The organism is Paenibacillus eucommiae (assembly GCF_017874215.1).
GTDB lineage: Bacteria > Bacillota > Bacilli > Paenibacillales > NBRC-103111 > Paenibacillus_AI > Paenibacillus_AI eucommiae.
The window spans coordinates 20,281-34,223 of sequence record NZ_JAGGLB010000059.1; the positions used below are offsets into that span (position 1 = coordinate 20,281).

Consider the following 13,943-nt stretch of genomic DNA (forward strand, 5'->3'; position numbering starts at 1 on the left):
GTTGCCCAACCCTTCTAATAAGTAATGATATGAGTTAAAATGCTAATTGGCCGCCGTCGACGACAATCGTTTCACCCGTAATAAAGCCAGCATCGTCTGAAGCCAAAAATGCGAATACACCGGCCACATCAGCGGCCTTGCCGGCCCGTCCGAGCGGAATTTTGGTGCGGATGTATTCTTGAACGAATTCGGGACTATCCATCGCTTCGGACATCGGGGTCTGGATATATCCTGGGCAAACGGCATTTACCCGGATATTATGTACACCAAGTTCGATGGCCATTGTTTTGGTCAGCAGCACGACTCCGCCCTTGGAGGCATTGTAGTGGGCATATTTGGCTTCGCCGACAAGTCCGTTCGTTGAGGCCATATTGACGATAACGCCTCCGCCTTGATCGGCCATCTGGCGGGAGACGCGTTGTCCGACATAAAACATGCCGTTTAAATTGACGTCCAGCATCCTTTTCCAGCTTTTTTCGGAAATGTCCAGAAAATCGTCCTGCGCAGCAATGCCCGCATTATTGATCAGAATGTCGATGCGTCCCAGGCTTTCGATGGCTTTGGCCGTTTCTTCATTGACCTGATCTGCATTCGAAACATCCATAACCAAACCAAGTGTCCAGTATCCCAGCTGTTTAAACTCTTCTTCCGTTTCCTTAAGCTCTGCCGCATCATTGGAGGCGAGGATTAGCTGAGCGCCCTCAGAAGCAAAGCGGAGCGCTGTTTCTTTACCAATTCCGCGGCTGGCGCCGGTGACCATAACGATTTTCCCCTGAAATCTTTGCATGGGTTTTCCACCTTTCCATAAGCTTTTTAAAGCTGGCAATTTCCAGCATGACTATCTTCAACACCACACCAGCGGACGATAATTCCCGCGTAGATGCATACCAGCTCAACCAAGCTGTCCAGATCGACAAATTCGTCAGGCGCATGCGCGTTGCCGCCGGATGGGCCAAGAATAACAGCGGGTGTGGAGCTGTATTGATTAAAGACGAAGGAATCACAGGCAAAAGGTGCGCCCATTATTTCAGCGGCGTGACCGGTAACAGATTCGATTCTGCTGGCCAGAAGCGGGATTAGCGGGAGGTCTTCAGCAACAGCAGAGCCGGGCAAAAAGCGGACCATACGTTGAAATTCCGGCCGGCTGAGGCCATCGGCAAAGGTTTTGCCGCAGAAATCCTCGTATCCCTGAAGAAGCTGGCTTTTCAAATCCTCTTCTGTAACGCCCGGATAGCATTCCACCCAGATGTCCACATGACATTCGACAGGTCCAACATCGCAAAGAGCAGCCTGCATGTCGCCTGCCTCCAGACGTGTCACGATGACAGGAAGCGGATCCTGCTGATCCTTGTACCAGGGAGCAGGACCAGGTATGCCGGCTCGGGATTGCTCGAAGCGCTCCAGGAATACTATAAACTTGGCAGCTGCGTTCGCAGGATTCTCAATGGATTCCCCGCTGAACGAGAGCCCTGTGGTTCCCCGGAACGTGATCCGCCATAAGGCACCGCCGCGAGAAGCAGGGTAAATGGCCAGATTCGTCGGTTCCGGGATAATTGCAACGTCGGCAGCAGTCCCTTTGGCCCGGCCGGCTACAGTTCCATTAGCACCGCCAAACTCCTCGTCCACTACGGATTCGATCGTTATATCTCCTTTAAGCTTGATCCCGAGCTCCATCAAACAACGCACCGCCATGACAGAAGCGCTTAACCCGCTCTTCATGTCGAAGCTTCCCAAGCCGTAAAGGCGGTTATCTTCCAAGCGCGGCGTAAATGGATCATGCTCCCAGCCGGGGGCAATGACTGCGGTATCTATATGACTGGAGAATAATAAGGATTTGCCACCGCCTGTGCCCTTCCAAACCGCGACCACATTGGGCCGATTGCTGTAATCTTTGCCTGGATAGTAGGCCGGATGCTCATGAAATCCAGTAACCTCTTCGGGATTATAAAGCTCTGTGGAGAGCCCCATTTCTGTTAATATTCCGGACAAGACATGCTGACATTGCTCCTCTTGACCGGTCACAATCTGATTGACGGTATCATGCTCTACCAGTGTAGATACGAGTTCAATTAAACGTTCGCGGTTGAGCTTGGCCCATTCGTTGATTTGTGCATACAATGCATACAATTGCTGTTCGTCTCCGGTCGTCAAGTCGTTCCCCACCTTCTATGTACTCATTTTTGCATCGATATGCTAACAAACTGAACCTTCCATTTCATTATCCAAAATGAAATCTAATATATGGAAGCGAATTGAATAACACGGACATTGTATATCACTTGCAAAACTTTCGTCAACCTTTATATAGCTGTCTGTTTTGTGCTCAGAGCGGGCAGACTCTCCCATGATTTTGCCATAGGACTACGCAGCCAATCAGCCTTGGTCCAAGTTTCAATCTTTCATCAAAATGTGCTCGACTGCATCGGCAGCGTTCCCGGCGGAATCAAGGCCAAGCCAAAATAATCCGAGTTCGCTTTGCAGCTCGTATCTGTCGCTCTCCTGGAACAATTCACGCATAAAAACATTGTTGTCAATAAGCTCGCCGTCAATATGGAGCGATTGCAGGAAGGCTTTACTTTTCGTAGATTCGTTAATAGCTTTTTTGATCGAGAGGAAGGGTGTCCCCTCACACATTTCCTGCTGAACAGAGCTGGATAGGGCCGTTCGGATAAAAGCACGGGCAAGGCTCATATCACTGCACGAAGCTGAAATCATCAGCGCATTGGCCTGCATAAGAGAGGTGCGCTCATTGCCAAAAGGAAGCGGGGCCACCTCCGGCTCGAAGCTGATGTTCTGCTCTTTCCAACTGGCCATTTCGAAAAGCGTCGTCAAGGTCATCGCTGATTTCTCATAGACAAAAGGATTGGTTCCGCTGACGATTCCCGGGTAAGCCAAAGCAATTCGCTCGTTAAAGCACAGCTTCTCAATCAAGGCGAAGGCCTGACGGATGCTGCTCTGTCGCAGCTGTTGATCAGGGCTGTGAAAGCCGTTCTGCAGCGCGAACACCGGCCAACGGTTTAAATCAGGGCTTATGGAAAAGCCGTATCTATGGATTCTGCCATCTTTTGTGCCATCTTTGGTGCCACTTTGAACCAGGGTCAGTCTTTGCGCGGCATCGATAAAGTCGTCGAGTGTCCAATCCAGAGCCGGATGCGTCACGCCACCCGCTGTGAACAGCCCGGGATTATAGGTCAAATAAACGGGAGTGAAGCTGATTGGCGCCGCTTTGCATTCATTAGCTTCACGAAAAGCATGCAGTACTTTGGGATAAATGCTGCTGAGCTCTCCGGCAAGCTCCTCATCCTGTGAAAGATCGATAAAGGAAGCAAGCTTGCTGCGGTCCAAAAGCTGCAAATCCGACGCAAGCACGATATCAGGTGCGAATCCAAGCTCGCTGCTCAAACGGATGGATTCCCAAAATTTACTTACAGGAAAGCTGAGGAGCTTGACGTCCACCTGCGGATAGCTGCGCTGGAAAGCATCAAGAATGAACTGAAAGCCGTAGTCGACAAAATGGGCAGGAAAGGGCGTGAAAATACGCAGTGTTTTGCGATCTGATTTAGTGACAACCAAATCTTCAGGCACCATAGTGCCAAGTCCTACCCTTTTGACGACAAGACCTTCCTTATGCAACTGCTCGAGTGCTTTCCTTACGGAATTCCGGCTCATGCTGTAATGGGTACATAATTCGCTTTCTGCAAGCAAATAGCCTCCGGGCTTAATAAATCCCGTAACAATTTGCTCCTTAAGTGTGTTATACAGCTTTACATAAAGATAGTCATTTTCCCTACGTATGATGTTCACGCTACTTTCTTTGTATGGTCTTGGAATATATGGTCTTGAATTTATGATCCTGAATTGTTATTGAAATTTATGGTATTGACATCTCTAATTTCGGTGTCTATATTAATGGTATAGGTTAGGTACATATACCTTTTTGTATTTTTATTATACCGTATTTTCAGGTGGATGGACAGAGTGATGTTAGGCGATGTTACGAAGGCTCAACAAGGAGGAATAAGTATGAAGGAATCCATTTCACAGCAATGGACTGAGCGTTTGAATCAGGTTATACCCTGGGGATCGAGTACATGCTCTAAGGCACCGCAGCTTGTTCCGGAGGAGCCGGGAGTTATTGTAAGAGGGGAGCGGTGCCGCGTATGGGATGCTGATGGGAAGGAGTATATTGATTTCCGCAACGGTCTTGGCCCGATTACGCTGGGCTATCAATTTCCTGCAGTCGATGAGGCGATTCGTGCACAGCTGGCTAATGGCATTATTTTTGGACATCCGCATCCGCTAGAATGTGAAGTGGCTGAAATGCTTTGTGCCCAAATTCCTTGTGCGGAGCAGGCGCGCTTCCTGAAAACGGGGGGAGAAGCTTTAGCTGCGACGATCCGCATAGCGCGTTTCTATACGGGACGGGACCATATTATTCAGATTGGCTATAACGGCTGGGTGAACAGCTTAGCAGCAGGTGGTGCGCAGCTGCCTGGCCAGAGGTCAGCTACCGTGCCAGGAGTACCGCAGGCATTAAGCTCTTTACATCATGCTGCACAGTGGAATGATTTGGAGGAAGTCGAAAGGCTGTTCAACGAATATACAGGCCAGATTGCTGCGGTTGTTATTGCGGCAGATTATGCTGCAATTGCGCAAGGAGAAACTTTTTATCCGGCGCTTCGTGAGTTGACAAGGAAAGAGGGAAGCCTGCTTATTTTCGATGAGATTGTGACTGGGTTTCGGATTGCGCTTGGAGGGGTTCAGGAGTACTTCAATGTGGTTCCCGATTTGGCTGTGTTCAGCAAGGGAATGGCCAACGGTATGCCGATTGCCGCCTATGTGGGCGCGAAGGAAGTTATGGCTGCTTGCGACAAAGGGGGGACAGTAATTTCTTCAACCTTTGGAGGGGAGACTTTATCTCTAGCGGCTGCCAAAAGCTGTTTAACTGTTTACAGCAATCAGGATGTTGTTAGACATTTGTGGCTCCAGGGCGAGCGGATGTGGGGCGGTTTACAAGACATATTTGCGGAGTTTGGTGTTCCCATAGAAATTAGGGGTTTTTGGCCATGTCCTGCTTTTAGCGTAGGTTCAGGAGCGGATGGAAGCATATTGCAGCAATTTTTCAGACTGGCCTATAAGCATGGGGTATCTTTGTACAATGTTTCGTATGTTAATTTCAGCCATCAGACTGCTGATATTGACGAGGCATTGGGTAGGCTTCGTGGAGCGTGCGCAGAAATGGAAGGGGGAAGGAATTCAGTATGATTGATGCTCATATTCATTTGGATGGCAGTAAACTACACGCCGAAACATTGTCCGAGGGCGACCGGTTGGGTGTCCGTTTATTTGTAGGGAGTTCGATTTGCAATTATATTCCTTATCCGACATACGAGCAGGTCAGCAGGTCCAATGACGATATGGCCGCCGTTGTGCAGGCGCACCCGGACAGGGTCGCGGGTTATTGCTACGTGAATCCCAGACATGGTGAAAAGGCCTTAACCGATTTCCGTCGGCGGATTGAGGGCAGGACGATGATTGGACTCAAGCTTTGGATAGCAACCCTGTGTAATGATCCACTTGTTTTTCCCTTTATTGAACAGTCGATTGCCTATAAGCTGCCTATATTAATTCATTCCTGGCGCAAAACAGTCGGGCAACTGCCTTATGAATCTACGGCTGAGCATGTGGCTGACCTTGCCGAGCGTTACCCCGAGGCCCGGATTATTATGGCCCATATGGGAGGCCAGGTGGAAACAGCGATGAATACAATCGCAGCTTACAATAATGTATACACAGACACGTCGGGTTCTCCCATTGGTGGCAATGAAGTCGCTTTGGCAGTGGACCGGCTTGGGCCTGAACGGGTCATCTTCGGCTCGGATCTTGGCGGTGCATGTCTGGCGAGCAATCTCGGCAAGGTGCTTGGCGCCGGCTTGTCTCCGGAAGCTGTCGGCTTGGTTACGCAAGGAAATATGAGTAGATTGCTGTCGGAGGTGCTGAAATGACACAAATATGGGATCCTTTTCGACAGCAAGGTGCTGTGGATGTGACTGTTTTTCTTGGACAATGGCCTTTTCGTTACAAAACGAGCGCTGCTGCCGGGGATTTGTCAGCGATGTGTGACCGTCTAGGTCTAACGGGGATGTGCGTCAGTCATATCGCTTCGGTTTTTGGGCACGATACGCGCAGCGGAAATGAAGCGCTGCTGGCGGAAGCGGCTGGTGACGACCGGCTGTGGCCTTTCGTCATCCTGAACCCGGGACAATCCGGATGGCAGCGGGAACTGACATGGGCTGCCGAGTCAGGTGCCCGTGGGGTCAGGCTCGTTCCAGGATTTCACGATTACAAGCTGGGCGATGCCAGCGTTGCTGAGCTGACTGCTGCTCTGCGTGAGCTTGGATTGCCCTTGCAAATCTGTGCCCGCTTGCAGGATCTAAGGCTGCAGCATCCGAAGTTTGTGACTGCTGAGGTACCGCTGCATGAACTGGCAGAGCTTATCACAGCAGCGTCAGACCTTCCGCTGCTTATCAGCGGTCTGAACAAGCCGGAGTGGGAAACCATGGAGCTGCACCTGCATGACGATTGTCCAAGGACAAATCTGTACGGAGACCTCTGGTTCTTCAATGGTCCGCTGGCCGTAATTGCACTGCTCTGCAAGCTGGGACAGGTGAATAAGTTTGCTTATGGCTCCTGCTTTCCGATCCAAAATGCCGAAGCAACCGTGCTGCAGCTTGCAGCTGCCAATATTAGCGAAGTTGAAAGGTATGCGCTCTGCAGCGGGAACGCGCAGCGTTTTCTCGGCGGCTCTTCCTAGGACATTTACAAGTCATTTAAGCAACTTCCTTTTTTTCGCTGCTTTTTTGTGTATAATAAAGGGCAGAGGTTTGGGAAGGATGATTAAATGTTAAACGTTACGGAGTATAGTGTGGAATTGATAAAGGACCCTTTTAAAATTTTGACTGGGGAGCGTTACGAGTTTCTGCTGGATATTGAGGTTGATGAGGATGACGAGCTGTACTCCCAGAATGGGTTGTATATAAGGGCAATTTATCATGTGGAAGAAAGCCGGGCAAGTATCATCAAGTATGACATTATTGAAAAAATTACAGATGAACACCTCGACTTTGATCTGGAGCAGGATGAAGAAGAGCAGTTGTTAGCTTTTTGCAAGGACAATTCGCAGAAAAACGATAAGTAGTCATAGGCTGCGTTCCTAAAGCTTCATTTAATAGTACTAATAATAGTAGTAGTACGAAGGCTGCTGAGTATTCAGTGGTCTTTTTTTTGTGGTTTGTGCGCCTAATGAGCTGAGCTGTAACTTTTCTTCATTTCATACGTGTCTAGATGGAGGAGGGAGCTAATGGAGCCGGATGGACTGGATAGTATTTATCGCATGTACATGAAGGACGTTTACCGTTATTTGCGATCCCTCTGTCGCGATCATCAGGAGGCGGAAGATTTAGTGCAGGAAACGTTTTACCGCGCTTATTTATATTTGGAAAACTGCAGGGATGACAAGGTCAAGCCTTGGCTGTTCCGTGTGGCCTATAATGTGTTTGTCGATTTGAAGCGAAAGCAGCGGAGAAGTGTTACCAAGGAGGGCGGCTATTTCAACCAGCTCTCTGATGCTGCGGACACGCCTGAAAGCAAGCTGTTGCGGGAGGAACGCATGAATGAGATCGAACGGGCGGTAGCTTCGCTTCCGGACAATCAGCGGCAGGCGATGCTGCTGTACGATTTCCATCAGTTCTCTTATCAGGAGGCAGCTGAGATTATGGAGGTCGGGTTGTCCCACTTCAAAATCTTGCTTTTTCGGGCCAGACAAAGGCTGCGGCAGCAGAAAGAAAGGAGCGATCAGGATGAGCGAGGAGTTTAAGCGCAAATTACAGGATTATGCGGATGGAAAGCTAGCGGATGCCGATAGAGAGGAAGTCGAACGGGAAATTGAAAAAATGGAGGTGTATCAGACTTACCTGGAGGAGCATGTAGCCAAAGGGAGCACATCCATCCATGAGCAAAATGTTGTAAGATCCGATCCGCCGATTCGGGAAAAACGCATTATTAGAAGAGGCAAGTGGAAGGCGCGGCTGACGAATACGCTCACGGTTTTGTTGATCTTGCTGGCGGTAACCATTGTTAGCTCGATTAGTACGGGGCTTTTTTATGGGAGGGGAGAGCCTAACCGTATGGAGATTTATCGGGATGTTGTTTCAACGACTGTTGCGCTTACCCGTCCGAACGTTGAAGTCCATCTAAATGGTCAAATGAATTTATTTTTTACTATGGATTTAAGTGGAAAGCTGCAAAAAAAGATTGGAGATGCCCAGTCAGTGATTGGCGATTTTGCTATACCTTTCTTGTGGGCGCAGCCAGGGCTGGTGACGACAACGTTGAATGAAAGCAGCAGTAATGGAAGTGGACATTTTTATAATCCGAATATAAAAGGTCTGGAGTCTGAGCGGCATATGGGGAGTGGTGATTGGGGGATGCTGGAAAAATTGCCTGAAGGAACCGTTGCCGAAGTGTTTCTTTCGTTCGACCGCTTATTTACTACGGATGAATTACTAAAGCTATTTGAAAATAAAAATATGATACCTACCTGGTTCGCCGCGGATACCGGACCAGAGAAAACACCTGATGACAGCGGCGTCGTATTTAATCCTGTAGGATTTCCTTACTTTCCGATTTGGCATTACGATGATATGAACACAAGGAGCTCTACGGAAGTAAAGCGCGGTTTGCTCGGGAAAACGGTGACAAGTGTATCTGCTTCTCCAGGCATTGATGCCTATGGAGATGGGGAAATACGGAATGAAAATTTCATGAAGTCATTACATTTGCTGCAGGAGCATAAATCAGTGGCCAAGAAAATAGCTCCTTTTCTCAAAATTGACGAAGTGATCACCTATTTGGAAGAGAACGGTGTCAAACTGTATGGCGCAGTCATTACAGGTCCAACCAAGGAATTGCTGCAGCTGAGGCAGGAAGCTTGGGTTAAAGAAATGGTTTTAGGCGAGGTTCGTTTGTGGAACTGGCATGACAGGTGAGAAGAGTAACAGAGGCTTAATTAAGAACCCGGAGGCTTGTGATCCGGTTTTTTTTGTCATCCATAAGAAAGTTTATATTCCTTATTGCTACTCTCCCTTTGGCTCAGGAACCAGACGTCTGGTGGCTGTCCGTTTGAGCTTGGTGCTCGTGCGATTGTAGCTGAGAGAGGTAAGGGGTGTGGGAGGAAGAGCGATAGCGTCCGCCTTTAAAGATTTGTTCCAACCTCCACATCCATGCTATTCAAGGGAACAAATCTTTAACAGCGGCTGGAGCCCACAACCCTTACCTCCCAAGCACTGGCGTCACGAACACGCTCATCAAAGGACTCCGCAAGGCGTTGTTCTTAATGGATGCAGGCCAGTAATTTGCTTGACATTCATATTGAAACAGATTACTCTGTAATTCAGAGTATGATTAATTTTGAACGATATCCTTAATTTATCCATAATTTTTAGTAGGAGGTTCTTCTATTGAAGGCAGTTATTCAGCTTGATAAAGTGCGAAAGCAGTACGGCTCCAGAGCAGCGGTGGACGATATTACGATGGATATTCACGAAGGTGAAATTTTTGGCATAGTGGGTCCTAATGGGGCAGGGAAAACGACCTTGATTGAGATTATTGAAGGACTGCGTACAGCTGATAGCGGTGTGGCTACGGTATTAGGCATGGATATCCGCAAGCATGCGGAGGAGATCAAGCAGCGCATCGGTGTTCTGCTGCAGTCAAGCTCCATTCCTGAGAAGGCAAAGGTGAAAGAAGTGTTCCAGCTGTTTGCCTCGTTCTACAAGAAACCAGTTGATTTGCAGAAAGTAACGCGATTTCTCGGGTTGGAGGATAAACAAAACGAGTATATCAAGTCTTTGTCCGGAGGCTGGAAGCAGCGTGTCTCACTGGCCCTTACTTTAATTAATGATCCTGCTATTGTTTTTCTCGATGAACCGAGTATGGGGCTGGACCCTAATGCGCGAAACGAGATGTGGCAGATGATTCTTAGCCTGAAGCAAGAAGGACGGACGATCGTCGTGACGACTCATTATATGGAGGAAGCGGAGACTTTATGCGACCGTGTAGCTCTGATCGACAAAGGGCGGTTGATTGCACTAGATACGCCTAAAAAGCTGATTTCGCTGCTGGGTGGCACAAGACGCATAGGCTTCAAAAACACTGGTCATGCTGACCAGGAAGCTTTATCCAAGCTTTCAGGCGTTACGCAGATAGAATGGAAGCCGGACTGGATCAAGCTGCATTCCAACGATAAGGACCAAACGTTAAAACAGCTGTTTCATCTTGCCGAGCAGGAGAACTGGCTTGTGAGTGAATTGACATTGGAGAATACCTCGATGAATGATGTCTTTAGCGAAATGACCATGCACGGAAAGGGGAATGGATAATGAACAGCTATTTGAGGCTGATGGCATTTGATTTTAAACTATATTTTCGCGACTTGCTGACGATATTTTGGCTGCTGGTGTATCCGATTCTGATGCTGGTTATATTCGGCTCTATATTTGGAGATCAGCCTGGGACTGAGCCCGGAACACGGTACATCGATACGTATGTTCCCGCATTATGTGTGCTGAATGTCATTTCGGTTTCTGTTTTTACGCTGAACATCAACATGGTGACCTACCGTGTGAATGGAACATTGCGCAGGTTTCGGGTTACTCCTGTCCGCGCGTCTGCGGTGCTAGCTTCTCAAGGGATGCAGGGGGTCTTTCTAATTCTGGCTGGGGCAACTGAAATTATCGTACTCGCCAAGCTGGTTTGGGATATTCAACTTACTTTTTCCGGGCTGCTGACACTTATCGTTTGTCTGCTGCTGGGGTGCATTGGCTTTTTCAGTCTTGGGTTTGCGATGTCAGGTCTTACGAAAAATGCCGGGGCAGCAAGCGGGCTGGCGATGGTTATCTTTTTTCCTGCCTTATTTTTATCCGGGATTGCTATGCCGCTTGAAATTATGCCGCAATTTATGCAATCCGCGAGCAAATGGCTGCCGATGACTTATTTCGTGGATTTGGCTCAGGGAGTGTGGCTAGGTCATTCGATTACGGAGTATGGCTTGGAGCTTGCTGTTCTTGCCGGTTTTGGGATGCTTTGTGTGGCTCTTGCTTTTTGGCTGTTCCGGTGGGAGAATTAATGTATCTTTCACGTTCAGGCGATGGCGGGCACATTGGTATTAGGAGTGGTTGGATTGGCAAAAGGCAAGGATAGATCAGTATCTCCCGCAGGGCGGTCAGGAGCTAAGGCAGAACCAGAGAAGCAAGCGCTGCAGGATATTGAGTTTATCAAACAGTTAATCGCAAAAAATAAGAAAAAGCTGGATCAATCCCCACCATTTTTGTTTATTTGGGGAACTTATATGATGGTTGGTTATATAGGCATGCAGTTCAACCATACGTTGTGGCCTATGTGGTTTTGGTCATGTGGTGCGGTTATTGGCGGCCTTTTATCTTCCATTGTAGGCATCAGGCAATCGCGCAATGCTCCCGTTCAGGAGGGCGGCTCCTATGGCTGGATGTTCTGGCTTCCTTTTATGGCTACGATGCTGGTAGGGTGTGCGATGATGTTTACCGATATTGTGAGACTTGAATATGCGTCTCTTTTCTGGTGCATGCTGATAGGAATTGCGTATATTTCATTGGGAACCTTAGTAGGAAAAGGTCCTGTCTTTCTTGGAATCTGGTTTATCGTACTCTCCATATTCATTCGGCTGTTTATGCTCGAATACCAAAACCTCCTGCTAGGACTGCTCGGCGGAGGGAGCGTTATTGTGACGGCATTGTTGCTGCAGCGGAGGAAAAAGCATGGGTGATAATATCCTTGGTGCGATTGACGAAACGATACATGCCAAGGCGCGCCTTGGAATTATGAGCTTGCTGACCGTTCATGGGGAGTGTGACTTTGTGTTTTTGCGCAAAGAGCTTGAGCTGACGGAAGGGAATCTTGGCAACCATATTCGTGTGCTTGAAGAGGCTGGCTATATTCTTGTCACCAAAACGTTCGCCGGAAAACGTCCCAAAACGACCTGCACTTCTACCAAGCTGGGTATGGAAATGTTTCAGCAATATATTGAGGGCTTGGAAAAAATTATTCGCATGGCTCAGACTGGCAAGAAGAGTTAGCAGTCACCTGCAAGTAAAAAAAAACCTTGGTCTGACGAAACCGTCAAACCAAGGTTCGATTTACAACTTTACTACTCAAAGTTTCACCGCTTCACCGCTTCACCACTCCACCACGTATTTCACCACATATCACCACACGTATCACCACGTATGCTGAAAAGCGGCGATGCCCCTTATTTATCATGGTCCCATTTATCATAGGACTCATCATAGACCGATGTTAGGCCCTTGTCTTTGCTGGTTAAATAAATAGTCCCTATCACATTTAATCGAACTGTTAAAATTAACCATATCCAATATTTCCATTTTGCCGCATATTGTTTGCTTAACATTGGCGACAACATCATTAAACCGATAATGACCAGACTTGTAGTCATGGAAACAATCAGAAAGTCCGTGAACAGACCTGCAAGCATCAGGATTTCTCCTTTTCTACTTGATCAAGCATTTCCCGAAGCTCTGCAAGATTTTTTTTGTCAATGGCCCTCCCATTGTACATTGACATCACCATGTCTTGAACCGAGTTGTCAAACAACTTGACAAGGCACATTCAAGTATTTACACTTTCGAGTTACATACCATGGACGTTTTTATGAAATTTAAGTATAATACTTCTAATTTATAGAAAACGAAAGGATAGGAAGAGAACCACATGGAATCCATTTTATATTTGGGAAGCAGGTTAAATGATTTTTTTGAAATTAGAGATCTTGAGAAAGACCCAGGGTTTAGCAGGTTTATACCGATGGTCTACGACCCGATTGAATTTGATTGGAAAAGTTATTTTGAAAAGGATTTTACTACCCGATTCAATGGACTTATGTTGAAAGGAACAGATCATGTTCAAAGCGTACATCTGGCTGTTTTCCCAACTGAAGAAGTATTGGAGACATTTACTAATGAATCACAGCCGGGTGACCTCCTATTTATGCATCATCCACTACATATGGAGTGTGGGGATCCTAAGGGTAATTGGGGAAGAGGATTTTTACCGATAAGAAAAGACCTGCTGGATAAAATAAAAGACAAAGGATTATCGGTTTATACCTGTCATGCTCCGTTGGATTATAATAAGCAAATAAGCACAAGCCTTGCCATAGCTGAACAATTGGGAGCTAAGGTTCTAGAAGAATTTGTTCCATTCGCCAATGGATATGCCGGGTTAATTTGTGAAATGAATACCACAACTACTTCAGAAATTATTGACAGCTTACAATCTATTTTTGATATTCCTTACGTAGACTTTGAAGGGAAAGAAAACGACAGGATTGAAAAGATTGCAATTGTTGCAGGGTCTGGTGATGAAGTCACAGACATGAAAATAGCTGAAGCTAAAAATGTTCAAGCTTATATAACTGGAGAAATCCATTGCCATATTGATAACGAAAAGGGAAGACGAAAATTTCAAACCATGATGGATTACGTACCAAATACAAAAATGTCGCTGATCGGAGTTTCCCATGCTTCATCTGAATTTTTGGTTATGAAAACTCAGCTGTATACATGGTTTAATGATAATTTCGATGTTGCAGTCAAATTAATACCACAAAATAAGTGGTGGAGATAATTGAACTAGTGGTAAACGGGTCAAGATGGGTTTTATCCGCTCCTGAAAGGACGCCCCTCAATGGACGCCATCGTTAAAGTAAGATGTGGACCCGACCCGGTGCTTTTAACGATGAAAAACCAACCATGACGTTCGTAGCCGACGTCACCACCAAGAATGAAAATAGGGGTTCTAGCAAAGGTTTTTTAAAAGAAAGAACCGTCAAG

15 protein-coding genes are annotated in these 13,943 nt (G+C 47.2%); 11 read left to right on the forward strand and 4 right to left on the reverse strand.

Features of this window, described 5'->3' with window-relative positions; genetic code table 11:
• Positions 1–34: 34 nt before the first annotated feature.
• From J2Z66_RS41170 to J2Z66_RS41180, 3 genes are all read right to left on the reverse strand, one after another.
• The gene (locus J2Z66_RS41170) at positions 35–787 is read right to left on the reverse strand and encodes an SDR family NAD(P)-dependent oxidoreductase (protein ID WP_209979696.1); all 753 of its coding nucleotides are present in this window, start codon (positions 785–787) and stop codon (positions 35–37) included.
• 26 nt (positions 788–813) lie between these two features.
• On the reverse strand, positions 814–2,151 hold the full coding sequence (locus J2Z66_RS41175) for a M20 family metallopeptidase (RefSeq protein WP_209979698.1): 1,338 nt from the start codon (positions 2,149–2,151) through the stop codon (positions 814–816).
• Between the two features lie 240 nt (positions 2,152–2,391).
• On the reverse strand, positions 2,392–3,804 hold the full coding sequence (locus J2Z66_RS41180; protein WP_209979700.1) for an extracellular solute-binding protein: 1,413 nt from the start codon (positions 3,802–3,804) through the stop codon (positions 2,392–2,394).
• Between the two features lie 219 nt (positions 3,805–4,023).
• Between J2Z66_RS41180 and J2Z66_RS41185 the strand changes: the two genes are divergently transcribed.
• The 10 genes from J2Z66_RS41185 to J2Z66_RS41230 all read left to right on the forward strand — a co-directional run bounded on the left by J2Z66_RS41185 (position 4,024) and on the right by J2Z66_RS41230 (position 12,170).
• Entirely contained in the window at positions 4,024–5,265 is a 1,242-nt protein-coding gene (locus tag J2Z66_RS41185) for an aspartate aminotransferase family protein (RefSeq protein WP_209979702.1), read from the forward strand.
• Positions 5,262–6,005: an amidohydrolase family protein gene (locus J2Z66_RS41190; protein WP_209979703.1), complete on the forward strand. Its 744-nt coding sequence runs from the start codon at positions 5,262–5,264 to the stop codon at positions 6,003–6,005. Before J2Z66_RS41185 ends, J2Z66_RS41190 begins: the two co-directional genes overlap by 4 nt.
• Positions 6,002–6,814: an amidohydrolase family protein gene (locus tag J2Z66_RS41195; protein ID WP_209979705.1), complete on the forward strand. Its 813-nt coding sequence runs from the start codon at positions 6,002–6,004 to the stop codon at positions 6,812–6,814. The genes J2Z66_RS41190 and J2Z66_RS41195 overlap by 4 nt, the downstream gene beginning before the upstream one ends.
• 87 nt (positions 6,815–6,901) lie before the next feature.
• Positions 6,902–7,198, forward strand: a complete 297-nt coding sequence (locus J2Z66_RS41200) for a DUF6509 family protein (RefSeq protein ID WP_209979707.1) — start codon at positions 6,902–6,904, stop codon at positions 7,196–7,198.
• 162 nt (positions 7,199–7,360) lie between these two features.
• A complete protein-coding gene (locus tag J2Z66_RS41205) occupies positions 7,361–7,876 on the forward strand; it encodes a sigma-70 family RNA polymerase sigma factor (RefSeq protein WP_209979709.1) in 516 nt (171 codons plus the stop codon).
• Positions 7,860–9,047, forward strand: coding sequence for an anti-sigma factor (locus J2Z66_RS41210; RefSeq protein WP_209979711.1), 1,188 nt, complete (start codon positions 7,860–7,862; stop codon positions 9,045–9,047). The genes J2Z66_RS41205 and J2Z66_RS41210 overlap by 17 nt, the downstream gene beginning before the upstream one ends.
• 471 nt (positions 9,048–9,518) lie before the next feature.
• Complete coding sequence (locus tag J2Z66_RS41215; RefSeq protein ID WP_209979713.1) at positions 9,519–10,439, forward strand: ABC transporter ATP-binding protein; 921 nt, start codon at positions 9,519–9,521, stop codon at positions 10,437–10,439.
• On the forward strand, positions 10,439–11,185 hold the full coding sequence (locus J2Z66_RS41220; protein ID WP_209979715.1) for an ABC transporter permease: 747 nt from the start codon (positions 10,439–10,441) through the stop codon (positions 11,183–11,185). The genes J2Z66_RS41215 and J2Z66_RS41220 overlap by 1 nt, the downstream gene beginning before the upstream one ends.
• Positions 11,186–11,239: 54 nt before the next feature.
• Positions 11,240–11,860 (forward strand): hypothetical protein, encoded by a 621-nt coding sequence (locus J2Z66_RS41225; RefSeq protein ID WP_209979717.1) that lies wholly within the window; start codon positions 11,240–11,242, stop codon positions 11,858–11,860.
• A complete protein-coding gene (locus J2Z66_RS41230; RefSeq protein ID WP_209979719.1) occupies positions 11,853–12,170 on the forward strand; it encodes a winged helix-turn-helix domain-containing protein in 318 nt (105 codons plus the stop codon). Before J2Z66_RS41225 ends, J2Z66_RS41230 begins: the two co-directional genes overlap by 8 nt.
• A gap of 173 nt (positions 12,171–12,343) precedes the next feature.
• Here the strand turns inward: J2Z66_RS41230 and J2Z66_RS41235 are convergent, their stop codons facing one another.
• On the reverse strand, positions 12,344–12,586 hold the full coding sequence (locus J2Z66_RS41235) for a hypothetical protein (RefSeq protein ID WP_209979721.1): 243 nt from the start codon (positions 12,584–12,586) through the stop codon (positions 12,344–12,346).
• A gap of 236 nt (positions 12,587–12,822) precedes the next feature.
• Here J2Z66_RS41235 and J2Z66_RS41240 point away from each other — a divergent pair, with 236 nt between their 5' ends.
• Entirely contained in the window at positions 12,823–13,737 is a 915-nt protein-coding gene (locus J2Z66_RS41240) for a Nif3-like dinuclear metal center hexameric protein (RefSeq protein ID WP_209979723.1), read from the forward strand.
• Positions 13,738–13,943: the final 206 nt, after the last annotated feature.

What these genes read in the sequence shown, in the direction of transcription:
- J2Z66_RS41170 (WP_209979696.1), bottom strand. Translation starts at nt 787, where the DNA reads ATGCAAAGATTTCAGGGGAAAATCGTTATGGTCACCGGCGCCAGCCGC.
- J2Z66_RS41195 (WP_209979705.1), top strand. Translation starts at nt 6,002, where the DNA reads ATGACACAAATATGGGATCCTTTTCGACAGCAAGGTGCTGTGGATGTG.
- J2Z66_RS41200 (WP_209979707.1), top strand. Translation starts at nt 6,902, where the DNA reads ATGTTAAACGTTACGGAGTATAGTGTGGAATTGATAAAGGACCCTTTT.
- J2Z66_RS41185 (WP_209979702.1), top strand. Translation starts at nt 4,024, where the DNA reads ATGAAGGAATCCATTTCACAGCAATGGACTGAGCGTTTGAATCAGGTT.
- J2Z66_RS41190 (WP_209979703.1), top strand. Translation starts at nt 5,262, where the DNA reads ATGATTGATGCTCATATTCATTTGGATGGCAGTAAACTACACGCCGAA.
- J2Z66_RS41220 (WP_209979715.1), top strand. Translation starts at nt 10,439, where the DNA reads ATGAACAGCTATTTGAGGCTGATGGCATTTGATTTTAAACTATATTTT.
- J2Z66_RS41240 (WP_209979723.1), top strand. Translation starts at nt 12,823, where the DNA reads ATGGAATCCATTTTATATTTGGGAAGCAGGTTAAATGATTTTTTTGAA.
- J2Z66_RS41230 (WP_209979719.1), top strand. Translation starts at nt 11,853, where the DNA reads ATGGGTGATAATATCCTTGGTGCGATTGACGAAACGATACATGCCAAG.
- J2Z66_RS41210 (WP_209979711.1), top strand. Translation starts at nt 7,860, where the DNA reads ATGAGCGAGGAGTTTAAGCGCAAATTACAGGATTATGCGGATGGAAAG.
- J2Z66_RS41205 (WP_209979709.1), top strand. Translation starts at nt 7,361, where the DNA reads ATGGAGCCGGATGGACTGGATAGTATTTATCGCATGTACATGAAGGAC.
- J2Z66_RS41235 (WP_209979721.1), bottom strand. Translation starts at nt 12,586, where the DNA reads ATGCTTGCAGGTCTGTTCACGGACTTTCTGATTGTTTCCATGACTACA.